The organism is Rhodobacteraceae bacterium LMO-JJ12 (genome assembly GCA_021555075.1).
Taxonomy (GTDB): domain Bacteria; phylum Pseudomonadota; class Alphaproteobacteria; order Rhodobacterales; family Rhodobacteraceae; genus JAKGBX01.
Map to the genome: position 1 here is coordinate 77816 of JAKGBX010000002.1, position 24591 is coordinate 102406.

Annotated in this window: 24 protein-coding genes; 12 read left to right on the plus strand and 12 right to left on the minus strand. The window is 58.8% G+C overall.

Features of this window, described 5'->3' with window-relative positions:
- Positions 1-80: 80 nt before the first annotated feature.
- Positions 81-1421 (minus strand): amidase, encoded by a 1341-nt coding sequence (locus LZG00_12425; GenBank protein ID MCF3594802.1) that lies wholly within the window; start codon positions 1419-1421, stop codon positions 81-83.
- A 125-nt stretch (positions 1422-1546) separates the two neighbouring features.
- Here LZG00_12425 and LZG00_12430 point away from each other — a divergent pair, with 125 nt between their 5' ends.
- Complete coding sequence (locus LZG00_12430) at positions 1547-2761, plus strand: UbiH/UbiF/VisC/COQ6 family ubiquinone biosynthesis hydroxylase (protein MCF3594803.1); 1215 nt, start codon at positions 1547-1549, stop codon at positions 2759-2761.
- Positions 2762-2792: 31 nt separating this feature from the next.
- Here the strand turns inward: LZG00_12430 and LZG00_12435 are convergent, their stop codons facing one another.
- The 4 genes from LZG00_12435 to LZG00_12450 all read right to left on the minus strand — a co-directional run bounded on the left by LZG00_12435 (position 2793) and on the right by LZG00_12450 (position 5435).
- On the minus strand, positions 2793-2978 hold the full coding sequence (locus tag LZG00_12435) for a Trm112 family protein (GenBank protein ID MCF3594804.1): 186 nt from the start codon (positions 2976-2978) through the stop codon (positions 2793-2795).
- Complete coding sequence (locus LZG00_12440; GenBank protein ID MCF3594805.1) at positions 2975-3622, minus strand: LON peptidase substrate-binding domain-containing protein; 648 nt, start codon at positions 3620-3622, stop codon at positions 2975-2977. The genes LZG00_12435 and LZG00_12440 overlap by 4 nt, the downstream gene beginning before the upstream one ends.
- A 27-nt stretch (positions 3623-3649) precedes the next feature.
- Positions 3650-4561 carry a thioredoxin gene (gene trxA, locus LZG00_12445; GenBank protein MCF3594806.1) on the minus strand — a complete coding sequence of 304 codons (912 nt, stop codon included), beginning with the start codon at positions 4559-4561 and terminating at the stop codon, positions 3650-3652.
- An 85-nt stretch (positions 4562-4646) separates the two neighbouring features.
- The gene (locus LZG00_12450) at positions 4647-5435 is read right to left on the minus strand and encodes an exodeoxyribonuclease III (protein MCF3594807.1); all 789 of its coding nucleotides are present in this window, start codon (positions 5433-5435) and stop codon (positions 4647-4649) included.
- 222 nt (positions 5436-5657) lie between these two features.
- On the opposite strand from LZG00_12450, the gene LZG00_12455 reads away from it, so the two are divergent.
- Entirely contained in the window at positions 5658-6566 is a 909-nt protein-coding gene (locus tag LZG00_12455) for a LytTR family transcriptional regulator (protein ID MCF3594808.1), read from the plus strand.
- A 174-nt stretch (positions 6567-6740) separates the two neighbouring features.
- On the opposite strand, the gene LZG00_12460 is transcribed toward LZG00_12455, so the two are convergent.
- Entirely contained in the window at positions 6741-7427 is a 687-nt protein-coding gene (locus LZG00_12460) for a response regulator transcription factor (GenBank protein ID MCF3594809.1), read from the minus strand.
- 141 nt (positions 7428-7568) lie between these two features.
- On the opposite strand from LZG00_12460, the gene ribA reads away from it, so the two are divergent.
- Together ribA and LZG00_12470 are read left to right on the plus strand one after the other, a co-directional pair.
- The gene (gene ribA, locus LZG00_12465; GenBank protein MCF3594810.1) at positions 7569-8663 is read left to right on the plus strand and encodes a GTP cyclohydrolase II; all 1095 of its coding nucleotides are present in this window, start codon (positions 7569-7571) and stop codon (positions 8661-8663) included.
- Positions 8660-9184: a L,D-transpeptidase family protein gene (locus tag LZG00_12470; protein MCF3594811.1), complete on the plus strand. Its 525-nt coding sequence runs from the start codon at positions 8660-8662 to the stop codon at positions 9182-9184. Before ribA ends, LZG00_12470 begins: the two co-directional genes overlap by 4 nt.
- A 2-nt stretch (positions 9185-9186) precedes the next feature.
- Here LZG00_12470 and LZG00_12475 read toward each other — a convergent pair whose 3' ends face one another.
- Positions 9187-9840, minus strand: a complete 654-nt coding sequence (locus tag LZG00_12475; protein ID MCF3594812.1) for a YggS family pyridoxal phosphate-dependent enzyme — start codon at positions 9838-9840, stop codon at positions 9187-9189.
- Between the two features lie 120 nt (positions 9841-9960).
- Positions 9961-10902, minus strand: a complete 942-nt coding sequence (locus LZG00_12480; GenBank protein ID MCF3594813.1) for a porin — start codon at positions 10900-10902, stop codon at positions 9961-9963.
- Positions 10903-11216: 314 nt separating this feature from the next.
- Between LZG00_12480 and LZG00_12485 the strand changes: the two genes are divergently transcribed.
- On the plus strand, positions 11217-11747 hold the full coding sequence (locus LZG00_12485) for a DUF3576 domain-containing protein (protein ID MCF3594814.1): 531 nt from the start codon (positions 11217-11219) through the stop codon (positions 11745-11747).
- Between the two features lie 78 nt (positions 11748-11825).
- On the opposite strand, the gene LZG00_12490 is transcribed toward LZG00_12485, so the two are convergent.
- On the minus strand, positions 11826-13094 hold the full coding sequence (locus LZG00_12490) for a glycosyltransferase (GenBank protein ID MCF3594815.1): 1269 nt from the start codon (positions 13092-13094) through the stop codon (positions 11826-11828).
- A 167-nt stretch (positions 13095-13261) separates the two neighbouring features.
- On the opposite strand from LZG00_12490, the gene leuS reads away from it, so the two are divergent.
- From leuS to LZG00_12525, 7 genes are all read left to right on the plus strand, one after another.
- Complete coding sequence (gene leuS, locus LZG00_12495) at positions 13262-15808, plus strand: leucine--tRNA ligase (protein MCF3594816.1); 2547 nt, start codon at positions 13262-13264, stop codon at positions 15806-15808.
- The gene (lptE, locus tag LZG00_12500; GenBank protein MCF3594817.1) at positions 15795-16292 is read left to right on the plus strand and encodes an LPS assembly lipoprotein LptE; all 498 of its coding nucleotides are present in this window, start codon (positions 15795-15797) and stop codon (positions 16290-16292) included. Before leuS ends, lptE begins: the two co-directional genes overlap by 14 nt.
- Positions 16289-17314, plus strand: a complete 1026-nt coding sequence (locus LZG00_12505; protein ID MCF3594818.1) for a DNA polymerase III subunit delta — start codon at positions 16289-16291, stop codon at positions 17312-17314. Before lptE ends, LZG00_12505 begins: the two co-directional genes overlap by 4 nt.
- 171 nt (positions 17315-17485) lie before the next feature.
- Entirely contained in the window at positions 17486-18070 is a 585-nt protein-coding gene (locus LZG00_12510) for a glutathione S-transferase family protein (GenBank protein MCF3594819.1), read from the plus strand.
- A 90-nt stretch (positions 18071-18160) separates the two neighbouring features.
- On the plus strand, positions 18161-19111 hold the full coding sequence (locus tag LZG00_12515; protein ID MCF3594820.1) for a hypothetical protein: 951 nt from the start codon (positions 18161-18163) through the stop codon (positions 19109-19111).
- Complete coding sequence (locus LZG00_12520) at positions 19108-19803, plus strand: acylneuraminate cytidylyltransferase family protein (protein ID MCF3594821.1); 696 nt, start codon at positions 19108-19110, stop codon at positions 19801-19803. Before LZG00_12515 ends, LZG00_12520 begins: the two co-directional genes overlap by 4 nt.
- Positions 19796-20587: an SDR family oxidoreductase gene (locus tag LZG00_12525; protein MCF3594822.1), complete on the plus strand. Its 792-nt coding sequence runs from the start codon at positions 19796-19798 to the stop codon at positions 20585-20587. The genes LZG00_12520 and LZG00_12525 overlap by 8 nt, the downstream gene beginning before the upstream one ends.
- Before the next feature lie 78 nt (positions 20588-20665).
- Here the strand turns inward: LZG00_12525 and LZG00_12530 are convergent, their stop codons facing one another.
- The 3 genes from LZG00_12530 to neuC all read right to left on the minus strand — a co-directional run bounded on the left by LZG00_12530 (position 20666) and on the right by neuC (position 24529).
- Positions 20666-21988: a 3-deoxy-D-manno-octulosonic acid transferase gene (locus tag LZG00_12530; GenBank protein MCF3594823.1), complete on the minus strand. Its 1323-nt coding sequence runs from the start codon at positions 21986-21988 to the stop codon at positions 20666-20668.
- Between the two features lie 13 nt (positions 21989-22001).
- A complete protein-coding gene (locus LZG00_12535) occupies positions 22002-23270 on the minus strand; it encodes a 3-deoxy-D-manno-octulosonic acid transferase (GenBank protein MCF3594824.1) in 1269 nt (422 codons plus the stop codon).
- A gap of 137 nt (positions 23271-23407) precedes the next feature.
- Entirely contained in the window at positions 23408-24529 is a 1122-nt protein-coding gene (gene neuC, locus LZG00_12540; protein ID MCF3594825.1) for a UDP-N-acetylglucosamine 2-epimerase, read from the minus strand.
- Positions 24530-24591 lie beyond the last annotated feature (62 nt).

Genomic DNA, 24591 nt, shown 5'->3' on the forward strand with positions numbered 1-24591 from the left:
TCGTTCAAAATTACCCAAGCAGCGCGGCTACGTCCAGAAAAAGACGGGTGATTCCCAAGGGTTGTGGCAATTATAGCGCGTCAAGCTTTGGCTTTGCTCAATACCGTCTCGCACGCAGCGGCAACCCGCAAAAGCGCTTCTTCTGCAAAGGGTTTTCCCATCAGAATTACACCACAAGAGGGATGACCCGTTGGCAGGGTGATCGCCGAGAGACCCAGAACATTACCGATGCGTGTGTTGTGCAGGGCAAGAAGGTTTTCGCTGATGTAATAATCTTGATCGGTTTCAAGCCGTTCAACGTTGGGCGGCATGATCGGCGCCGAGGGCAGGATCACGGCGTCATAGCCCGCGACACGGGCATTCCACGCCGCGCGGCACTCGTCCAGCACCTGCCAGGCGCGCACATATTCGGGACCAGAAAAGGCTTTGCCCGTGCGGAAACGCTCAAGGATCTGATGATACATCTTGTCCGGGGCGGCCTCGATCACATCGCTCCAGGTGCCATAGGCCTCGCTGGTGAAGGTGACGGCGGATTGGGCCAGGGCTTTGGTCACTTCGGGGGCGTCGAATTTTTCGATGATAACACCCGCATCGACCAATTTTTCGAGCGCGTCGGTATAGGCCGCCATCGGAGTTTCGCGTGTGTTTTCCAGCGCGCCAGTCTGGAGCGCGCCGATGCGCAGCCCCTTGGCCGAAGCGCCGGTCAGATCGGCGGGCTGCCCGCCTTCCAGAACGGCCAGCATCAAGGCAGCATCTTCGAGGCTGCGACAGAGCGGACCAATAGTGTCGAAGCGCGCGCAAAGCGGCACCGTGCCAGTGAGCGGTATCCGAGTTGCGGTGGTCTTCAGCCCAACGAGATCATTCCAGGCGGCAGGTATGCGCACCGAGCCGCCAGTGTCCGAGCCGACGCCGCAGGGCGCTAGACCAAAGGCGACCGATGTTGCCGCCCCGGAGGAAGACCCGCCCGAGACCGCGCCTTCGTCGTTCACGCAAGGTGGCGTCGCGGTCGATGGGTTATAGCCCAGCCCGGAAAAGGCCAGTTCTGACATATGCGTTTTCCCGAGACAGACGGTGCCCGCCGCCGTGGCGTTCTTCAATACCCAGGCATCTTCATCGGGTACGCGACCCTTTAGCAGGGCCGAGCCTGCCTCGGTCGCAACACCGGCGGTGTCAAAGAGATCTTTCCAACTGAGTGGCACACCGTCGAGGGGGCCGCGCCGGTGCCCGGATTTGGCACGCGCCGCCGCTGCTTCCGCTTCGGCCATTGCGCGGGTCTCGGTCAGGCGGGCATAAATCCGGTCTTGCAAAGGATGGGCCTTGATTGCGCTCAGATAGGTCTCGGCCAGATCGATCGGATCAATCTCGCCCACACCGATCCTACGACCCAGGTCGGCCATACTCATCCAAAGCCAATCTTTCATTGCACGCTCCCAGCTTCCTCTGACCAAAAATATCTTCGCCGGAGGCTCCCGCACTCGCGACTTGCGATACGCTAGCGGTGAACTCGGGCATGGACAATCCCGGACACGTATCCATATGTGAGAGCATGACATATGACAGCGATATTGTGATTGTCGGCGGAGGGTTGAACGGCCCGGCGCTGGCCTTGGCCTTGGCGGGTAAAGGGTTTTCGGTGACAGTGGTCGACGCGTTGCCCGAAAAGCAGCGCAAGACCGCAGGGTTTGATGGGCGGGCCTATGCGCTGGCTCTGGCGTCAAAGCGGCTGCTTGCGCGCATCGGCATCTGGCAAATGGTCGAGAACCACGCACAGCCGATGGTCGAGATCAAAGCCGCGGACGGGCGTGCGGGCGAAGGGGCAGCACCGTTTTTCCTGCATTTCGACTCAGCCGAGATTGAAGAAGGCCCGATGGGTTTCATGCTGGAAGATCGCTTCCTGCGCCGGGCATTTCTGGACGCGATGAGTCAGAACGATGCGATTACCCAGATCGAGGGCCGTGTCGTGGCACAGGCGGCGGACGTCGGTGGTGTGACAGTAACGTTGGAGAGTGGTGCGGCCCTGCGCGCGCGGCTTCTGGTGGGCTGTGACGGTCGCGCTTCGGGCACGGCGGTGCGGGCGGGGATCAAGCGGACTGGTTGGGACTATGGGCAGAGCGCGCTGGTCTGTGCCATCGCCCATGAAAAGCCGCATAACGGCATCGCGCATCAGCTTTTCATGCCCGGCGGGCCGTTGGCAATTCTACCTTTGCCGGGGAATGTCTGTTCGATCGTATGGGCAGAGAGCCATGAGAATGCAGCTGCGATCAATGCGCTGAGTGATGCTGATTTCATGGAGGTGTTGCGCCCAAGGTTTGGCGATTTTCTCGGGCCGATCAAGCTCAAGGGCAAGCGCTTCAGCTATCCGCTGAACCTGACCATTGCCGATTCTTTCATGGCAGAGCGGCTGGCGCTGATCGGTGATGCGGCGCATGGGATGCATCCGATTGCCGGGCAGGGGTTAAACGCAGGCTTGCGGGATGTTGGTGCGCTGGTGGATGTTCTGAGCGTCGCCGCAAGACGGGGCGAAGACTATGCCTCGGCGCTTGTTCTGGCGCGCTATCAGGAATGGCGGCGGTTTGATGTGCAAACGTTGGCGATGGCGACAGACCTTACTAATAGGCTTTTTTCAAATGATAATCCGCTTCTTCGCGCGGCGCGTGATCTGGGCATGGGGGCGGTGAACGCGATACCTGGGTTGCGGCGGACGTTTATGCGCGAAGCGGCCGGGCTGACCGGGGAATTGCCGGAATTGATGAAAGCTTGAGAAACGGGCGCGCATTTTGCGCAGCTTGCCGTCAATCGAGCTTGCGCGCCTCGTCGATCAGCATCACCGGGATGCCGTCACGGATCGGAAAGGCCAGACCAGCGGGTTTGCTGATCAACTCTTGGGCGCTGGCGTCATATTCAAGCACGCTCTGGGTTTGTGGGCAGACCAGCGCTTCGAGCATGTGGCGGTCGAAGGCGGGGGTGGAATCACTCATTGCATCAAATCCTCGTCGTCCCCGCCATGCAGGGAATATTCAATCAGGGTTACAAGGGTTTCGCGGCGTGTCGAAAGCGACGGCGCTTCGAGCAGGGCTTGTTTGTCTTCCGGTTGAAACTCGAGCAGCATCGACAGGGAATTGATCAAAAGCTCCGCTTCGGCGTCTTTCAGTGTATCCCAATCGGTGTTGAGCCCTTTGGTCGAGAAATACCGGCTCAGAAGCGTCATGAACCGCGCACGGTTGAAGTCGGGGTCTTGGTCGGCGCCGCCACGGTCGCGCTCGAAACCGTTCCAGGAGACTTGAGCGCGGCGATATGGGGTGAAGCCTTCAACCTCCTGAAGGACGCGAAACCGCGACACACCTGAAAGCGTGATCATGTAGTGGTGATCTTCGGTTTCAGAGAAGTGCGTGACCCGTCCGGCGCAACCGATCGTCATTAACCCGCTACCATCTGAGCGGCCCGGCACCTCGTAGGGTTGGATCATGCCGATCAGCCGCTCCGGCGTCTTGAGTGCGTCTTCGAGCATCGTCAGGTAACGCGGCTCGAAAATATGCAACGGAAGACGCGAGCGCGGCAGCAATAGCGCGCCGGGGAGTGGGAAAACCGGGATAACCTCGGGAAGGTCGATGAGGCTTGTCATGGAATGATGATAGCGCGAAACACCCGCTTAGACCAAGATCATCGAGCCGAGCTTGCGGCGACCGTTGAGCGCGATGGGGTCCTGCGGTGGCAAGGCTTCGAAAATCTTCAAAAGCTGAGCCTTGGCGGCGGCCTCGTTCCATTCCCGGTCACGACGGAACAATTCGAGCAGTTGATCGACGGCGCCCTGGACGTCTCCGCTCGCATGTAGCGCCATGGCCAGATCAAGCCGCGCCTGATGATTGTCGCCATTCGCTTCAACGGCGGCTTGCAGCTCGCCGACGGGTCCGGCGTTGGCGGCCTGCTTTGCCAGATCGAGTTGCGCATGGGCGGCTTCAAGCTCGGGTTTTTCGGAAATCTCGGCAGGGGCGCCGTTGAGTACGGCTTCGGCCTGATCAAGATCGCCCGTTGCGATGTGCGCGCGCACCAGTCCGCCATAGGCGGGGGCATTCGCGGGATCTTCCTCAAGGATTGCGGCGAAGGTTTGCGCGGCGTCGACAGCGGCGCCTTCCGCGAGCATTTCTTCTGCGGCGGCGACCGCCTCGGCCAGGCCTCCATCATCGCCGTCACCCGCGAGGGCAGCGGTTTTCTCGACGAATTTCGTAACTTCCGAGGGCGGTAGCGCGCCTTGGAACCCATCGACCGGCTGGCCCTGCCAAAAGGCATAGACTGTAGGGATGGATTGCACCTGTAGCTGGCCCGCGATCATCTGGTTTTCATCGACATTGACCTTGGCCATGCGGACTTTGCCGCCTGCTTTTTGCACAGCCCCTTCCAGCGCCGGGCCAAGCGTTTTGCAGGGGCCGCACCACGGTGCCCAGAAATCAACGATCACGGGGACAGTCTTACTGGCCTCGATCACGTCGGCCATGAAATCGGCTTCCGAGACGTCCTTGACCAGATCGGTGGTGGGGGTTTCGGTTTGTCCAAGTTCGAGCATCGGTTGCCTCATTATTATGCTGGTTTCGGACCTTATATGAGGTCCGGCGGGTCGGATTCAAAGGGCAAATATAGCCGCGCGTTGCTTATAGGTCGAACGTTGCGAAGACGGGCGCGTGGTCCGAGGGCTTTTCCCAGCCGCGCGCGGCGCGCAGGATACGGCTTGAGTGAGCGGCATTGGAGATATCGGGCGTGGCCCAGACATGATCGAGGCGGCGCCCTTTGTCGGCGGCGTCCCAATCGCGGGCGCGGTAGGACCACCAGGAATAGAGCTGTCCTTCGGGGATATCAGCGCGGGTAACATCGACCCAGCCGCCGGCATCCTGGGTTTCGGCCAGATGTTCGACTTCGATGGGGGTGTGCGAGACGATCTTGAGGAGTTTCTTGTGCGACCAGACGTCATCTTCGCGGGGCGCGATGTTGAGATCGCCGACGAGGATGGATTTCTTGGGCTTCTCGGCATGGAACCAATCGCGCATCTCGGTCAGGTAATCGAGTTTTTGGCCGAATTTGATGTTTTTCTCGCGATCAGGGATATCGCCCCCGGCGGGGACATAGAAATTGTGGATTGTGACACCGTTTTCCAACCGCCCGGCAATGTGGCGGGCGTGGCCAAGCGAGGCGAAATCATGGTCTCCGGCTTCAACAATCGGCAAGCGCGACAGGATGGCGACGCCGTTGTAACCCTTCTGTCCACGCGCAACCATGTGGGAATAACCAAGCTCTGAAAACATCTCGCGTGGGATCTTGTCGACGGGGCTTTTGCATTCTTGCAGGCAGAGCACGTCGGGCGCTTCTTCTTGCAGGAGCTTGCAGACGATTGGTTCGCGCAGGCGCACCGAATTGATGTTCCAGGTGGCGATTGTGAAGGGCATGATCTCTCCTGAATGGCGCGAACGCGGTCAGGCTATCTGTTGGGTGGAGAAGACACCAGCAACGAAATGGAAAAAGGCCTGAGGAACCCATGAAGGTTCTCAGGCCTTACCGAGTACCTTCGGGCAATCGCTACAAGCTAACGGTGGAGGCAAAACGTTGTTTTGCGATCTGTCACTGCTTACGCTACACTGGCTACACTGCTCGGCCCTGTCATAGTTCGAATGAAAACACAGCAAAACAAGCCCATTTGTCACGAACTGCGTATTGTTGCCATGAACGGCTATGTCTTTCGTGCGACGCTGAACGATGCCTTGCAGGTATTGCGCTCCAGACTATTCCAGGGATCACTAATCGCGTTTGGAATCCTGATTGCGTTGGTCAATCCGGTGCTGTTCGGGGTCACGTTGCCCTTGGGGTGGCGGCCGGTGTTCTGGGTTCTCAATTGCAGTTTGTCCACGGCGGTGTGGATAGCGCAGTTCCAGTTTTGCAATAGTTTGATGCGCTTTGCGCAGCGCGATTTCGTCGTGCCGTCGGGGTTGTTTCATGCGGTGGCCGTCGTTGTGCTGATCTGGGTCAACTATGTTGTGTTTGTGTATTGGCTTGAGTTTCCCGAGTTGGAAACGATCACGATATGGGGCGAGATCCTGCGCTTTACGCTGATTGCGGTGGTTTTCGAGTTGATGATGGTGATCTTCATCCTGCCCAAATTTCCGCAGATTCGACGGGTGCAGTGGAACGGTGAGGAGATCGAGGATGGGTCGCTTTCGGCGGACGGTGTTGTGCGATCATCTGATGCGGGGACGTCACCGGAGCTGGAAGTGCAGGATCGCCAGATCGCGCTTGAGGGGCTGCTCTATCTGAAATCGGTTGAGCATTATGTTGAGTTTGTCTTTCATGAGGGACGAGAGCTTTTGCGGGCTGCGTTACGCGATCTGACAGAACAGCTTGGGCCGGAACACGGCATACAAACACATCGTTCTTATTGGGTGCGCCGCCAGGCGATTGACGGGCTGATCCGCCAAAACGGCCATCGGTTCCTCCGACTGAAGGACGGCACGGATATTCCGGTGTCGCGGACGCGGCGCAAGGAGGTGAGCGAGTGGATGCAGCGTTTTGGACCGGATTCGTAATGGGTTTGGCCCCAAAAAAAAGCCCGGGCAAGCCCGGGCCAAGTCCAACAGGGAGGTGCATGTGATAACCCGCACATGCAACGGGATGGGTGAACTCTATATCTTCCTTCACAATACAACTTTGATCTGTCTCAAACGAGTATGGAATTCCATACAACGCATATGTTGTGACATTTAGGCCATGAGACGGTAGCCGCCTGACTCTGTTACCAGCAGGCGGGCTTGTGAGGGATCGGGCTCGATTTTCTGGCGCAGGCGATAAATGTGGGTTTCCAGCGTGTGGGTTGTGACACCCGCATTGTAGCCCCACACTTCGTGCAAGAGTACATCGCGCGCCACCACGCCTTCGGATGAGCGATAGAGAAACTTGAGGATATTGGTTTCTTTCTCGGTCAGCCGGATTTTGCGCTCGTCCTCGGTCAGCAGCATTTTCATGGCCGGTTTGAAGGTATAGGGACCAAGCGAAAAGACGGCATCTTCGGACTGTTCATGCTGACGCAACTGGGCGCGGATGCGGGCAAGCAGCACGGGGAATTTGAACGGTTTAGTCACATAATCATTGGCGCCTGCATCGAGGCCGAGAATGGTGTCGGAATCGCTGTCATGGCCGGTGAGCATGAGAATCGGAGATTTGACACCCTGCTTGCGCATCAGACGGCAAAGTTCGCGCCCGTCGGTATCGGGCAGGCCGACATCGAGAATGACCAGATCATAGATTGCTTCCTTGGCCCGAGTCATTGCTTCGGCACCATTGGCGGCTTCGAAAACGTCGAAGTCTTCTGTCATGACGAGCTGTTCGCTGAGCGCCTCGCGCAGGTCTTCATCGTCATCGACGAGTAGTATCTTCTTGAGCTGTGCCATTTTTTCGGCCTCCTCATTGGCGTTAGCAACAGATGAGGTGGAGAGGCTGCGACAGCAAGATATGCTGCAATTCCCTCACGGCCTCGTGTAAAGGGGACGGCGAATGTTTCAAAATGCGCCGTTCAGATATAGGAAGACTACATGAGTTTTGCCCCGGATATTACAGAAACGCTGGCTCGTGCGCATGCTGATTTGCGTATGGGTGTGCCTGTTGTGTTGATCGGAGCGCAGGGCGAGGCGGTTCTGATGCTGGCGGCTGAGACACTTGATGCGCAGCGGCTCGCTGACCTTCGGGCGATGGGCGGGGAACCTCATCTGGCGATTACGGCGCGGCGGGCAGAGACTCTAAAGGCGCGCGCCTATGATGGCGCTCTGGCGCGGATAGCTTTGCCTTTGGATGCGGGGCTTTCTTGGGTGTTGGCTGTGGCTGATCCGGCGGATGATCTCAAGGCACCCATGAAGGGGCCACTTCAAGCGGCACGGGGCGGCGATGTGACGCTTCACCGGTTGGCGATTCGGCTGACCAAGACGGCGCGGCTCTTGCCTGCGGCTCTGGTTATGGAATTGAGCAACGCGCGAGAATTCGCGGCTGAGAACAATCTGACGCTTGTAAGTGAGGCTCTGGCCGGTCCGGTGCTGGAAGCGTCTGCGGAGTTGCACCCGGTCGTGGCGGCGCGTCTGCCGATGGCGGCGGCAGAGGCGGGGCGGCTGCATATTTTTCGGCCCGAGGATGGCGGCGAGGAGCATTATGCAATCGAAATCGGGCGACCTTCGCGGGATATGCCGGTTCTTGCGCGGTTGCATTCGGCCTGTTTCACCGGCGATGTGCTTGGCTCGCTCAAATGCGATTGTGGGCCACAACTGCGCGGCGCCCTGGCGCAAATGGGGGCGGAGGGTGAAGGCGTGCTGCTCTACCTCAACCAAGAGGGGCGCGGTATCGGGCTTGCCAACAAGATGCGGGCATATTCCTTGCAGGATCAGGGGTTTGATACAGTCGAGGCCAATCATCGTCTGGGCTTTGAGGATGATGAGCGCGATTTTCGCATTGGGGCGCAGATTTTGCAGTCGATGGGATTTAGCGCGGTTCGGCTTTTGACCAACAATCCGCGCAAGATCGCGATGATGCAGGCGCATGGCGTGGACGTGGTTGAGCGTGTACCATTGAAGGTGGGTGAGAGTGAGCATAACCGCGCCTATCTTGCGACCAAGGCCGCGAAATCCGGGCATTTGCTGTGACGCTGGCTGGTGCTGCTAACCGCGATTTGGTTCTGACGCGACGTGGTGTGCGATTTGCGGGGCGGTATTTGCCCTGCTCGATCGGTAGGGGGGGCGTGCGGGCCGACAAGCGTGAAGGGGACGGCGCCACGCCTGTTGGTGCGCACCAAATTGTTGCGGTGCTTTATCGTCCTGACCGGCTTGCGCAGCCGAATGCCTGGGCCAAGGCGATCAGACCGGGAGATCTGTGGTCGGATGCGAGCAGCGAGGCTGGGTATAATCAGATGGTGCGGGCGCCCTATGGGCATAGTCATGAGGTGCTGCGGCGGGCCGATCCGCTTTATGACATTGTGCTGGTGACCGATTGGAATTGGCCGAATGCCGAAGCGGGCAAAGGGTCGGCCATATTTCTACATCAGTGGCGGCGGCCCGGTTATCCCACGGAAGGCTGCGTGGCGTTTGCGCGCAGTGATCTAATATGGCTTGCAGAGAGATTACACGCTGGGGCTCGGTTGATCGTGCCGGAGGCGCTGGCGGGGTAGAATCAGGCGGGCACGCGATCGCCAAAAATGGCTGATCCGACGCGTATATGCGTAGCGCCAAGGGCGATGGCGCGTTCGAAATCACCGCTCATGCCCATTGAGAGACCAGTGAGGCCATTGCGGGCTGCGATTTTTGCCAACAGGGCAAAATGCAGGCTGGGTTCCTCATCGGCGGGGGGGATGCACATCAGACCTTCGATTGGCAAATCCATGCCTTGGCATTCAGCGATGAATGAATCTGCATCGGCGGGCAGGATGCCGGCTTTTTGCGGCTCTTCGCCGGTGTTGACCTGAATGAAGAGGGTGGGGCAATGGCCATCTTCTTGGGCAATGCGGGCGATGCTTTTGGCGAGTTTGGGGCGATCGACAGAATGGATTGCCTGGAAAAGCTCGAACGCAGCCCGTGTCTTGTTGGTTTGCAGCGGTCCGATCAGGTGGACTTGGGTATCGGGGAATGATTCGCGGAAGGCGGGCCATTTTCCGGCGGCTTCCTGCACCCGGTTTTCGCCAAAAAGGCGATGACCCTGCTCCAGAACGGAACGCACGCGAGATTCGGGCTGAACCTTGGATACGGCGATCAGCTTGACCGAGCCGGGCGCGCGGTCTGCGTCAGCTTCGGCTTTGGCGATTCGGGTCTGGATTTCGGTAAGCGACATGGGCGGTCCTGTTTGATGGGTCGAGCGGAATGAACATCATCAGGGAACCAAAGAACAGGGCAAAAGAAAAGGGCAGGTCAAATGACCTGCCCTTCCTTATTGGATCGTTCGACTTCTGAATTAGAAGTTGAAGCGGATACCCATGTCATACATGGTCACGCCACCGGTAGCATTGGTGTCGTCACGTGCAACACCAGCTTCGAGCGATGCACCACCGCCGAGGCTGTGCGAAACAGCCAGACCGTAGGTTTCGCCGCCAGCAACGCCATCTTCCGAGGTGACAAATACGTCAACGCGGGTTGCCGCGCCTACGTCGATGTTACCATAGAGGCCGAATTTGCCGATGCCGTCGTTGTCAGCATATGCCAAGCCGATGTTTGCCGGGCCGATTTTGCCGCCAACGGTCAGAACAACTTTGTCACCACCAACCCATGCAGCGTCTTGGTAAGCAGCTGCAACGGTCCAGTCGTTGAACTTGTAGTTCAGTTGCAGAGCGGTCAGTTCGCCTACGCCGTTACCGGTGTGCGACAGGTGAGCACCGAAGTCGCCAGCCGAATACATGATTTCAACGCCATTACCGCGAACAGCACCGCCGCCGAGGCCGCCGTTACCTTTGGACGAGTAAGCGTCCCAACCCCAGTAGCCTTGGCCTTGGGTGTTGGTCACGAGGTTCGAGAAGCCGAGACCCGAGAGGCCGATACCAGCCGATTGAGTGCTCATGTAGAGGCCAGGCATTGCTTCGATGGCGCCGATGATGTTGCCAACACCGAGTTGGAAGCCGCCGGCTGCTGCGTAGAAACGCACGCCGTTGAAGCCACCGGGGCCGCCGTTAACGACGCCGCCGTTGAACGAGTCTTGCTCGTGGCGAAGACGCGCACCAAATTTCAGACCATTGTCTGCTTCGGTGGACATATCGATTTGCAGGCGAAGACGGCTGTAAACGCCGGATGTGGCGCCGTTGTCCATTGCGCCGAAACGGCCATAGCCGCTGAACGACACGTCAGCTGCGGCGACACTTGCAGTGGCGACGAGAGCGGTCGTTGCGAAGAGAATCTTTTTCATGTGTTTTCCCTCGGTTTTCCAGTCATGCGCCCAAAACGGGGAATCCGTAGTGGGTATAGGCCACTCTCTCGCTCCAAACGGGGGGGCATTGCAAGTCTGGCAGGTGGGCCATGCGCATAGGGGGGTGAAATTGGTGCAGCAATGCCACAGTTTCGACGTGCCCCTATGCAGTAAAGTGTTCGCAGCCCTGAAAACCGCAATTTGCACGGGATCAAAGAGGTTTATCATAGGTCGATGGCGCGCGCGATAAAACCTTGCTCCTATCGCATCGCTTGGGTAGGAGAGTATCAGAAGGGCAGGACCGGGGCAAAAACATGCAAACCTTGAACGCTTTCAAACTTCTGGCCGCTGGGCTGGTCGCGTTTACGCTGGCATCTTGTGGTGGCAGCGGGATGGGCTCGTTAGGACAGGTCGGCTTTGGCGGCGCGCGTGATGCCGTCGATTCCGAGGATGACGAGGGCGCGCCGGTTATCGAAGGTCGCGGTGGGATGAGCCAGGTTGGCCAGACCTCGATCTTTGATCTCTTCAAGCGCAAAGATACCGGCACGACTGTCAAAGTGAACCGTTACTTGTGGAACGCGTCGCTTGATGTGCTGAACTTCCTTCCGGTGCAAAGCATTGATCCGTTCACTGGTGTGATCGTGATGGGCTATGGCACGCCGCCGGGTGGTGGGCGGGCATATCGTGCGACGGTCTATATCAAAGACCCGGCGCTGGATGCGCGCTCGCTCAATGTCGCGATTGCCACGCGGGGCGGGCCAGTGGCCGCCGGAACACAGCGCGCCGTGGAAGACGCAATTCTGAACCGCGCACGTCAGATGCGGATCAGCGACAAGAGATTCTGAGCCCGTAGGCAGAGCGTTTCTGCCTAAACGCTCCAGGCAGGAGAACCGGCAAGATAGGCAGAATGCCCATCCCCCGGATCAAATGCAGGGCGAACCCATTGTGCGGGGTGGCAATTCTGCAAGGTCGTGCACCCATTTGAGCTGACCCGGTAGGCAAATCTTTTTCAGATCGTAATGGCTTACCACATGTTTGCGGGCGGCTTGGCCCAGCCTTGTGCGCAATGCCGCATCGTCGAGCAGGTTGCAGACTTCCGCAATCAGCGCGTCGCGGTCGAAGAAATCGACCAATCTTCCGGTTTCATCATGCGTGACCAGCTCTTTCACAGGATCCGTATCGGAGGCAACGATGGCGCCCTCGACGCTCATGGTTTCAAACAGCGACCATGACAGCACGAAGGGATAGGTGAGATAGACATGCACGCGGCTGACCTGAAGCAGCGCAACGAAGCGATCATAGGGGATGCGGCCAAGAAAATGCACCCGCGCCCAATCTTCATCACTGATCTGTTCGCGAACCTCGTCGATGAAGATCTGCTTCCAAGTTTTGCCCTTGGGCGGGCGCGCACCATAGCTTACCTCGTCCCCGCCGACGATCAGGACGCGCGCATTGGGGCGTTCTTTCAACAACCGAGGCAGAGTGCGCATGAAGATGTGATAGCCGCGGTAGGGTTCGAGATTTCGATTCACGAAGGTGATGATCTCATCCTTGCGGCTGAGCGTTGGGCCGTCCTTGATGGGATATGTCGCATCTGTGTTGGGCACGAGATGATCGGTGTCGATCCCGTCGAAACAGATGCTGATGCGGTCACGAAAGCTGTCGGGGAAAGTATCTGCCTGGAACCGTGTCGGGCTGAGGCCGGCATCGCCCATGGCAAAGCTTAGATGATTGTTAATGTTCTTCATTCGCAGCCGGAGCGGTTCAGTGACAGGGATTTCCGGCTGGAATTCGGGGTCAAAGCCCGTGTGCGGATAGACGGGCTTGTGATAAAGCTCGCAGTAGAGGCCGATACGCGCCTCGGGCCAGATATCCTTGAGGAACAGCGATTCCCCCCAGCCGGGATGCGCCAGAATGACATCCGGCATGAAACCGGAAGCGCGCAATTTGAGCGCGGCATTGAAGCAGGCTTCGGCGCGCACGACCTTGGTGTCGAGGTCTACCAGCCAGGGATGGAGCACCTGACCGGTTTTGCGCGACAGCTTATAGGGCAGGATACGCACACCCTGCCAAACTGTCGGTTTGTCGACCCGCAAGGTCAGCGCAACAGTCAGATGGCCCTGGGCGGCGAGTGCCGGGGCGAGATGTTTGAACTGTCCTGGGAAGTTCTGATGAATAAAAAGGATTTTCATGTGTTTTGCGCGCGTAAATCCGCTCCCGAGTTCGCTCTTATACCGGTTATAACGTGATATTTCGGCTTGCACAGTAGAGGTGGCGTTACAAAGCGGACTGGACCAACGCGCGCGTGCAGCCTATCACCCCACACAACGTTGAAATTTTCAAGCAAGAGCCATCAGACATGAACCGCTATTCGCCAGCCGAAATCGAAGCCAGATGGCAGGAAGCCTGGGACAAAGCCGGAATTTTCCGCGCCACCCGTGAGGGCAACAAGCCGAAATACTATGTGCTTGAGATGTTTCCCTATCCGTCGGGGCGCATCCATATCGGGCATGTACGCAACTATACGATGGGCGATGTGATCGCGCGCTACAAGCTGGCCAATGGCTTTAACGTGCTGCACCCGATGGGATTCGATGCGTTTGGCATGCCGGCGGAAAACGCCGCGATGGCGATTGGCGGACACCCCAAGGAATGGACCTATTCCAACATTGACGACATGGTGGCGCAGATGAAGCCGCTGGGATTCGGGCTCGATTGGTCCCGGATGTTTGCCACTTGCGACCCGGAATATTACGGCCAGCAGCAGTCGCTGTTTCTTGATTTCATGGAAAAGGGGCTGGTTTACCGCAAGAACGCGGTGGTCAACTGGGATCCGGTGGATATGACCGTTCTGGCGAATGAACAGGTGATCGACGGCAAGGGCTGGCGTTCGGGCGCTGAGGTTGAACGGCGTGAGCTGACCCAGTGGTTCGGCAAGATCAGCGATTTCAGCGAAGAATTGCTAGAGGCGCTGGATACGCTGGAGAACTGGCCTGCCAAGGTGCGGCTGATGCAGGAGAACTGGATCGGCAAATCGCGGGGTTTGCAGTTTTCCTTTGAGCGGGTCGATGGCGGTGAGCCGATCGAGGTTTATACCACGCGGCCTGATACACTGATGGGGGCGAGCTTTGTCGGTATTTCACCGGATCACCCGATTGCGCGCGCACTTGAGGCGGAGAGCGACGAGGTGAAATCCTTTGTTGCCAAGGCACGCAAGGGCGGAACCACGGAAGAGGCCATCGAGACCGCGCCGAAACTTGGCTATGACACCGGAATCAAGGTGCGCCATCCGCTGAATCCGGATTGGGAACTGCCGGTGTGGATCGCCAATTTTATCCTGATGGATTATGGCACGGGCGCGATTTTCGGCTGTCCGGCGCATGATCAGCGCGATCTGGATTTCTGCCATAAGTATGAATTGCCGGTGATCGACACTTTCTTTGCGCTCAGCGATCCCAAGCCGGTGGACAAGGAAGCCTTTGTGCCGCCGAAAACCGAGGTGGTGAAATGGGTGAATCATTTCGCTGGATTGGACGAGGCAACGGGGCAGGAAGCCATCGACGCCACCATCGACTTTGTCGAAAAGGCGGGCTGGGGCACTGGTGTGACCAAGTATCGCCTGCGCGACTGGGGGCTTTCCCGCCAACGCTATTGGGGCGCGCCGATTCCGGTGGTGCATTGCGAGACCTGCGGCGTGGTGCCCGAGAAGAAAGAGAACCTGCCGATTGTGCTTCCCGATGATGTGACCTTTGATCAGCCGGGAAATCCGTTGGACCGACACCCGACATGGCGTGATTGTAGCTGTCCAAAATGCGGCAAGGCGGCCAAGCGCGAGACCGACACGATGGACACGTTTGTCGATTCGAGCTGGTATTTCGCGCGGTTTACTGCGCCGAGAGCAACGACACCGACGGATATGGAAGAAGCGTCTTACTGGATGAACGTCGATCAATATATCGGCGGTATTGAGCACGCGATTTTGCACCTGCTCTATTCGCGGTTTTTCGCGCGGGCGATGCATATCTGTGGCCACCTGCCGGAAAGCGCGATCGAGCCGTTTGATGCGTTGTTCACCCAAGGCATGGTGACGCACGCGATTTACAAGACCAAAGGTAAGGATGGGCGGCCAGTCTATCATTATCCCGAAGAGGTCGAATTGCGCGAGGGCAAGGGCTTCCTCAAGGACGGTTCCGAGGTCGAGATCATTCCGTCGGCCAAGATGTCGAAATCGAAGAACAACGTGGTCGATCCGGTGAATATCATCGCCGAGTTCGGTGCCGATACGGCGCGCTGGTTCGTTCTGAGCGACAGCCCCCCCGAGCGTGATGTGGAGTGGACTGCAAGCGGTGCAGAGGCAACGCACAAGTTTCTCGGGCGTGTCTGGTCTCTTAGTGATCGGATCAACGCGATGGGCGAAGGGATCGGCGAGGGCGACGAAGAGTTGCTGCGCGAGATGCACAAGACCATCCATGACGTAACGATGGGTGTCGAAAGTTTTGGGTTCAACGCGGCGATTGCCAAGCTCTATGCATTTACCAACACGCTTTCGAAATCAAAAGCCGGTAAGGCGGCACAACGCGAGGCGGTAATGACGCTGGCCCAGTTGATGGCGCCGATGACGCCGCATCTGGCCGAAGATATATGGCTCCGTCAGGGGGGGGAGGGCCTGATTGCTTCGGCGCCCTGGCCCAAGGCTGATGAGGCGATGTTGATTGACGATACAGTGACCTTGCCGATTCAGATCAATGGCAAGCGGCGTGCGGAAATCAGCGTGCCCAAGGATATGGGCAAGGCAGAGGTTGAAAAACTGGCTATGGCGACGGATGCTGTTCAAAAGGCGCTAAACGGCAATGCGCCGAAGAAGGTGATCGTTGTGCCGGGGCGGATTGTGAATGTGGTTGTCTAAGAGACGAAGCTTTCTGAAAATTTTGGTGCCGACACTGTTTCTGTCGGCGTGTGGGTTTACCCCCGCCTATGGGCCAGAAGGTGGCGCCGGGCGACTACAGGGCACGATCGAGATCGACGAGCCGGTAGATCGCAACAGCTATCTTCTGGTGCAGCAGTTGGAACACCGGTTGGGCCGAGCGGTGGTGCCAAGCTATGGTCTTTCGTTGGCGTTGGAGGTCAAGCAAGAACGCATGGCGATCAATGCCACCAACATCACCACCCGCTTCAATGTGATTGGCAAGGCGACCTATGCGCTGCGCGATCTGGGCGATGGCAAGGTGCTGCAAACTGGCACGGTGGACAGTTTCACCGGTTATTCTGCGACAGGTTCAACCGTTGCGACCCAAGGCGCGGAGCGCGATGCGCGTGAGCGGTTGATGACCATTCTCGCCGATCAGATTACCACGCGGCTTATTGCGAAGGCCGCGGAGCTGGCGCAATGAAGCTCTCGCCGCGTGATGCTGCGGGCTATTTCGCCAAGCCCGACCCAAAGCGCACCGGGGTGTTGATCTATGGTGGGGACGCGATGCGTGTAGCGCTGCGGCGTCAGGAGGTGATTGCCGCGTTGATCGGACCCAAAGGCGACGAGGAAATGCGGCTGGCGCGGATGAGCGGGGCCGAATTGCGCAAAGACCCCGCGATGCTACTTGATGCGATCAAGGCGCAGAGCTTTTTCCCGGGGCCAAGGGTGGCGTTTGTCGAAGAGGCCAACGATACCGTCACGCCCACTGTGACGGCGGCGCTGGAGGCTTGGGTCGAGGGCGATGCGCAGGTGATCATTACGGCCGGAATGCTCAAGGCCAGTTCGAAACTGCGCAAGTTGTTCGAGGGGCATCGGAATGCCTATGCCGTCGGGATTTACGACGACCCGCCGAGCCGCGCCGAGATAGAAGACGAGATGGCCAAGGCGGGACTGCGCGACGTGTCCAGCAATGCAATGACCGATTTGGTCGGTCTGAGCCACGACATGGGGCCGGGAGATCTGCGCCAGGTTATTGAAAAGCTCGGGCTCTACAAGCTGAGCGATGACAGCCCTGTTTCCTCTGCCGATGTGGCGGCTGTGGCTCCTACATCGACTGAGGCAGTGCTGGATGATGTGCTCAATATCGTGGCCGAAGGGAAGACAGGCGAGATCGGCCCGGTGATGCGCAAACTTGAGGCGCAGGGCGTGCAGCCGGTGGGATTATGCATTGGCGCGATGCGGCATTTCCGGGCGCTTTATACGGCGGCGAGCGACCCCGGCGGTGCAGCGCAGGGTATTGCACGAATGCGGCCGCCGATATTCGGGCCGCGGCGCGATCGGATGTTGCGCCAGGCGCAGGGCTGGGGCGCACGCAAGCTGGAAACAGCGCTGGGCATGCTGACCGATACCGATTTGCAGCTGCGCAGCGCAGGCCAACGCGCGCCTGCGATGGCACTGGTGGAACGCAGCCTGATCCGCCTGGCGATGCTGAGCCGCAAGTGATGCCGCGGTAGGTGCCTGTTGGAGCCTGCGCCAACGCAACGTCGCTGCAATTGTGCTGGTATTCCCTGAACATATGGGCAAACCATCGGCTAAAGCCTGCCTTGGCGGGCGGGTGTCATCGAACGGCTGAAATAGTCGAACAACAGGATTTCTGTCAGAAGGGAGCGCAATATGTATGAAGTGATTGGAGCCACGCCAAGCCGGGCAACACGGGTAATCTGGATGTTGGAGGAATTGGGTCAGCCTTATACCCACACCAAGGTGAAACCGCATTCCGAACTGGTGAGCAAGGTGAACCCGTCGGGCAAGATCCCGGTGCTGAAAGATGGCGACGCGGTTTTGACTGACAGCACGGCGATCATGACCTATCTGGCCGATAAACATGGCGACATGACCTATCCGGCCGGCACGATTGAACGAGCGTGGCAGGATGGGCTGACCAACCAGATATTGGATGAGCTAGATTCGCTTCTCTGGGTGGCGATGCGCCACGCCATGATCCTGCCGGAAGAGCATCGCGTGCCGGATGTGAAGCATTCGCTGCGCTGGGAGTTTGCGCGCAATATCGCGCGGCTGGCCGAACGATTTGAGGGGCCGTTTCTCATGGGCGAGCGGATGACCGTTCCCGACATCATCATGACGCATTGCCTGAACTGGGCCTATTCGGCAAAATTCCCTGTCGAGCATGAAAATCTGCTGGCCTATGGCAAGGCAATGCGTGGCCGGGAAGCTTTCAAACGCGCGTCGGTGGTGTGAAGTCAGGGGCTTTGCGCGCCAATCTGCGGTGATTGTAATTTGTGCAGGCGGGGTGATAGCCCGTAATGCAGGTATTTAGAGGGGCGGCGCATGGGCACCCAGTATTACGTTGTCGGTTCGGGTTCGATCGGGCGGCGGCATCACGATAATCTGCAAAAGCTCGGGGTCGAGGCGCATCTTCTTGGCTGGCGCGGGCTGGATATGACCACGTTGGAGGCGCTGATCGGCGGCGCCGAGAGCGCAGCGGTGGTGATTGCCACGGCAACGCAGGTGCGGTTTGAACTGATTGCACTGTGCGGGCGGCTGGCTGTGCCGTTCTACGTGGAAAAGCCGGTAGCGTTCCGGCTGGCGGAACTGGAGAAAATTTATCGTGCCGCGATGCCTGTGGCCGAACGGTCGATGGTTGGGTTCATGATGCGCTATCACCCGGCGTTGCGCGCACTGGTCGACGCGCCGGTGGCGCAGCCCTATGGGTTTCATCTGGAAATCGGCCATGACGTGCGGCAGTGGCGGCAGGACTGGCGCTTTGGCGACAGCTATGCGGCGCGCGCCGAGGGAGGCGGTGTGTTGCTTGATCTGTGTCACGAATTGGACATGGCGCATTGCCTGTTTCCCAAAACGAAGCTTTGCGCGGTCGATTGCATCGGCCATGCCGAATTTCCCGGCGTCGATTTCGCCACGCGGGTGACATTGGCACAGGCGGGCGGACCGGTGGGCACGGTGGCGATGGATTATCTCTCGCCCAAGAGCCTGCGGCGCATGGCGCTGCGTGGGCGTGCGGAGGTTGTTGATCTTGATCTGCTAGGGCCGTCTTGGGTGCGCTCCTCGGGGGGTGATGACGCGGTGCGCGACTGGTCGTTTGAACGCAACGACATGTTTCTGGGGATCATGGGCGATTTCACGGCGTTGGTGGAGGGACGGGCACCATCGGGCAACCCGCTGATGCCTCGGTTCGACGCGGTTTATGACAGCTGCGCGTTGATTGCGCGAGCCTGGGAAGCACGGACATTTCACGGCTCAATTGAAGGAGGGTTCGCATGATCATCGGTCATATTGGTGTACGCAAGGGTTCCAAAGGGGTGCCGGGCAAGAATTTTCGCGATCTGCTGGGCAAGCCGCTGATTGACTGGTCGCTGGAGCAACTTCTGGCACATTCGCGGGTGGACGCCGTGGTGGTCAGCACCGATGACGAGAGGATTTATGCCCATGCGGTGGCCAAAGGCTGCCTTGAGATGGGTTTGCGACCCGATCAACTGGCCACCGACACAGCGGGTAAATGGGGGGTTTGGCAGCATGCGCTGGAGCGTGCCGAGGAATTGGTCGGGCCTGCGACAGCGTTTCTCGACCTCGATTGCACCTCGCCGCTGCGCGAGCCGCGCGATATCGACGGTGCGCTGGATGCGTTTTTCGCCGATCGGCCTGACATGATCATGTCTTGCACCGAGGCGCGCAAGAACCCCTATTTCAACCTTGTCGAGCCGGATGAAACGGGTGCCCTGCATGTCTCCAAACCGCTGCCGGGCGGTGTTGTCGCGCGCCAGCAGGCTCCTACGGTCTGGGAACATGCGGCTTCGACCTATGTGGTTGATCCGGGCTATTTGCGGCGCGCAGGGAGCCTCTTTGAAGGTCGTGTGCTGCCCTATCTTATGCCGCCCGAGCGCTGCCTTGATATCGACAGCGAGCTGGATTTCAAAATTGTCGAATGCTTGATGAAGGAGCATGTGAATGGCTGATCAACTCAAGGAGCGCACGGTGTTCATCACCGGATCAGGCGGCGTTCTGGGCTCGACTTATGTGCGCCGGATGCTGGCGGAGGGCGCGAAGGTGGTGTCGACCGATCTGGCGGGGTCGCGTGCCGAGGCACTGGTCGATGCGCATGGCGAAAACCCCGATTTTGCCTTTTACGAGCTTGATGTCGGCGATGAGACGGCTGTCGAGGCCATCTTCCAGAAGGTGATTGCGGATGGCTGGCAACCCAACGTGGTGCTCAACAATGCTGCGATCACCGGCGAGATGCTGATGGGCAAGGGCAAGGGCTTTCCTGATTTCGCCGATACCACGGTCGAGGATTTTGAAAAAACCCTGCGCACCAACCTGACCGGCGCTTTCATGATCGCGCGCCAGATGGATCGCGACATTGTCGGGCGCTGGCCCAGCACGTTGATCAACGTGGCGTCGATGTATGCCCTCAATGGCGCGCATCACCCGATCTATGACGGCATGCCGTTCAAGAATTTCTCGGCCTATGGCGTAACCAAAGCCGGCATCCACGGATTGACCGTGTGGCTCGCGGGTTACTGGGCCAGTCGGCAGGCGACGGTGAACACAATCGCGCCGGGGGCGGTATTCAATGGCCACTCTGACGAGTTTCAACGCCGGGTAGGTGAACTGATCATGGCGGGACGGATGGCACAACCGGACGAGATCGCCGATGTGATGCTCTTCTTAGCCAGCCAGCAAGCAGGCTATATGACCGGGCAAATGGTCAACGTTGATGGCGGTTTTTCCGCCTGGTGATTCACTTGGTGTGTTCCGTGACGAAATGCTCATTTCCCCGGTTCAGCGCGGCGATGCGCCAAGCCTTGACGTAAGTCCTCAGTGTCGGGGCGTTTTGAATCTCGTGAGCGCTGCAAGCGTCTTTTCCACTGCGCCTGCGTGGTCATCCAGAAAACGCGAGATGTCGTCAGCATCGGGTAGGACGGGATCACGCAAGGTTTCGGCCAAGGCTTCGGGGCTGACCTGTTGCACGACACCTGCAGCAATAGCCTCCACCGCCGGGTATTCGATGGTCCAGATTTCAGGCCCCACGATGACCGGTTTTCCGAGGCTGAGTGGCTCGATGATGTTGTGCGAGCCTTTCGGGTTGAACCCGCCGCCGGCCACCGCGATGTCGCAAAGCTCGAGATAGAAATACATCTCGCCCAGACTGTCGCCCACCAACACTTCGATTTCCGGGTTTTCCCGTAGGGCCAGCGCATCGTTGAAAATCTCGCTGCGCCGGGCCATGCGCAACCCTGCATCCGCAACGCATTTTGCCACAGCGTCGAACCGTTGCGGTGCGCGGGGAACATAGATGAAGAGCGGTGTCTCGCGTTTCTGGTTTAAAACCTGCCGAATCGTGTCGATGAAGAGCGTATCTTCGGCCTCAACCACCGACGCCAGCGTGATTACGCGCCTGCCATGCGCCAAGGCTGAACGTGCGGCGCGGGCCGCCGTAAGCTGCTGCTCGGGAATTGGCTGTTCGAAACGCATCTCGCCGGTAATGGCGATATTGGCCTGGCCCAAGGCGTGAAACCGCTCGGCCTGAAGTGCGGATTTTACCATCACACCGGCGAATCCCGGGACGAAATTGGCAGGTGAAAGGTAACGTTCGCGATCGCGCTCAAAACTCTTGACCGGGTATTGCCCGTTGCAAAGATAAAGCGGCACGCGCGCCTTTCGCGAAGCCATGATCATGCCCGGCCAGAATTCGACCTCCATGACCAGCCCGATTTTCGGTTGAAACGCCCGGAAGAACCGCCGGTATGCGAGGCCGTAATCGAACGGCACATACGTTGCGAAAAGCTGTCCGGCAGCGATTTCGGCGGCAAAAATCCGTTCAGCCTCGGCGAGGCCAGCCGGTGTGAAATGGGTGGTGACCAGATGTTCACCCCGTTCGAGAAATGCCCGGATCATTGGCACTGCCGAGCGCAGTTCGCCAATCGAGACGGCGTGAACCCAGACATGCGGCGCGTCTCGCTTGGCATGAAAGCCAAATCGCTGGGCGATGCGCTGACGGTATAGCGGCTCGCCCCGTCCGCGCCAGAAAAGATAACCGAGCAGCGCTGGCATGAACACAAGCCATACCACGCGCCAAAACGCCAGAAAGACGCGCAGCTTGAAGGTGGGTTGCCAGTGAGGAAAGGACGGGTCGGCCAAGGGCATCGCCTGCTTAGAGAAGTCCAAGCAGCTTTTGGCACAATTGATCCATCCGGTCCATATGTGCATCGATCAGGGAGGTGGCGCGTGCGGTTTGTTCGCCGAGGGCTGGGTCAGATAGCGTCGCGGCAAGCGTGTGGGGTGTGTCTGTGAGCCTGGCAGCCGCGGAACGGGACAATTGGGCGTAATCGTCAGCGAAATTGGCGGTGTGAGGACCATGCAAGACGGCGCAGCCAAGTCGCACGGCTTCCCAAGGGTTGTGGCCCTCAATGTCACTCATTGTGCCGCCGATAAATGCAGTGGGCGCAAGACGGAAGAACAGACCCATCTCGCCAAATGTGTCGGCCAGATAGACTTGCGTTTCGCGAGTTACGGGGTCTTTCCTGCTGCGCTGTGCTGGGACCAAACCAGCCGCGCGGATTGCCGAAAGTATCTCAGGGGCACGATCAGGCAGGCGAGGGGCGATGACAAGGAGCGCGTTGGGGTCGGTTTTCAGCCGTATCGCGTGGGCCGCGAGAACAAGAGCTTCATCCTCGGGATGAGTTGATGCAGCGAGCCAGAGCGGGCGCCCCCGAAAGGCACGCTCAAGCAAGGCCCGATCTTCCGGTTTATCCGCAAGCGGCGGTGCGATTGGTTTGAGCGACCCGTCGCACTGAACCAGCGGCGCTCCGAGCACGGCAAGATGCTCGGCTGTCTTGGCATCTTGGGCCGAGATCAGGGCAAACCGCGGTAAAATATCGCGATACATTGCTGCACCGCGCTCGCGTCGCGCAAATGCGGCCTCGTTCATCCGGGCATTGACCAGAGCCAGCGCAATACCGGCACGATCGATTCGATAGACGAGACCCGGCCAAAGCTCCTGTTCGGCCCAGATTGACAGATCGGGGCGCCAATGGGCGAGAAAACGCCGCGACGGGCCGGGTGCATCAAGGGGCGCAAACTGATGGATCGTGCGCGGCGGAAGGTTGTGCGCAAACACTGCGGCCGAGGCGCGTGTGCCAGAAGTGACAAGAAAATGCAGGTTGCGGTCCTGCGCCTGCATTCGGTCAATCAACCCGCGCAAGGCCAGCACCTCACCAAGCCCCACGGCATGCAGCCAGACGAGTTTCCCCTCCGGTCGCGCGACGGACGTTTCGCCCAGCTTCTCGCGCCAACGGGTTGGATGCTCTTTGCCTCGTTTCAACCGACGTTTTAGATGCCAAGGCAACAGCGGCTCAATCGCCCAAGTCAACGTCAACCATCCACGCAGAGCAATACTGGGAGGGCGTGGCTCAGACCGCATAGCTAGGCGTTCCATCATTCCTCTGACCAGAAATATGCTGGGGGTTTGGGGGTAAAACCCCCAAGGCCTGCGTGGCCTGAACGCATTCCAACCTTCTGCGCGCAGCGCCCCGATGGAACGCCGCCCCTAACGGCACCTTAGCCATGGTCGTGGAATTCTTTTTGCAGGCTGCGGGACCAGAACGCAGGATCGGCCAGCACTTCGACAAACCTTGCGGCGGCGTTTCCTTCACCAAAGGCGGCATCGCGCGGGTGTCGTTGGGCCCATTCGCGGGTCAGGAAACCGGCGATAGCTGCGGTGTCAAAGGCGCCGCAAAAAGTAATCGACGCGCCCTCGGCGCGATTGTTCTGCCGGGTGCCAATATCGAGCGAAGGAATACCCAGGAACGGTGCCTCTCGCACACCAGCGCTGGAATTGCCGATTATGCAGGTGGCGTGCTTCATGGCTTCTGAGAAATGTGCAAACCGCATTGACGGGATGGCGCGAAAGCGGTCCGCTGGCAGAGCGTTGATGACCTCAAGGATATCCTCCGAGCCGGGATCATTGTTGGGCAGGATCACAACGAAATTCCGGCCCGAGGCTTCCAGCGCCGCGAACAGTGCCGCCGCCTGGGCACCTATGGTGTCGGCTTCGGAGGTGACGGGATGAAAGGTGACAATGCCGAAATCATCAAACGGGATGGCATAATGCGCCCGCACCGTTTCAATGGCTACGCCAGAGGAATGTGAATGAAAATCAAGCTCAGGCGAACCAATGGGAAAGATTGCATCTGTTGGCTCTCCCAGGGCCATGACCCGTTTTGCCGCCGCTTGGGACGAGACGAAATGGCAATAGGCCAGCTTGGTGTTGCAGTGGCGAAAGAGCTCATCAATCGTGCCCGACACTTCGCCTCCTTCGATATGGGCGCAGCGTATGTAATTGGTTGCGCAGACCAAAGCACAGGCCAGTGCCTCGACACGATCGCCATGTACTACCACCAGATCGGGGCGGTGTTCGGCGACAAAATCGGAAAAGCCCAGCAAGGTCTTGGCCAACACCAGGTCCTGAGGATCGCCGATGCGCTGGTTGAGAAATTCATGAACCGTGACCCCAGGCGTGCGGTGCACCTCGATCTTGGTCAGACCGTAACGCTCGAGCATATGCATGCCGGTGACGAAGATGCTCACGTCATGGCCAGCATCACGCGCCGCCAGCGCCAGAGGTTCGATCTTGCCAAAATCGGCGCGGGTTCCGGTGACGAAGAGAAGGCGTTTTTGCATGGGGCTTCCACGTTGCGAAGTGTTTGATGGTATGGACAGAATGGCTGACGATGTCTAGTTAG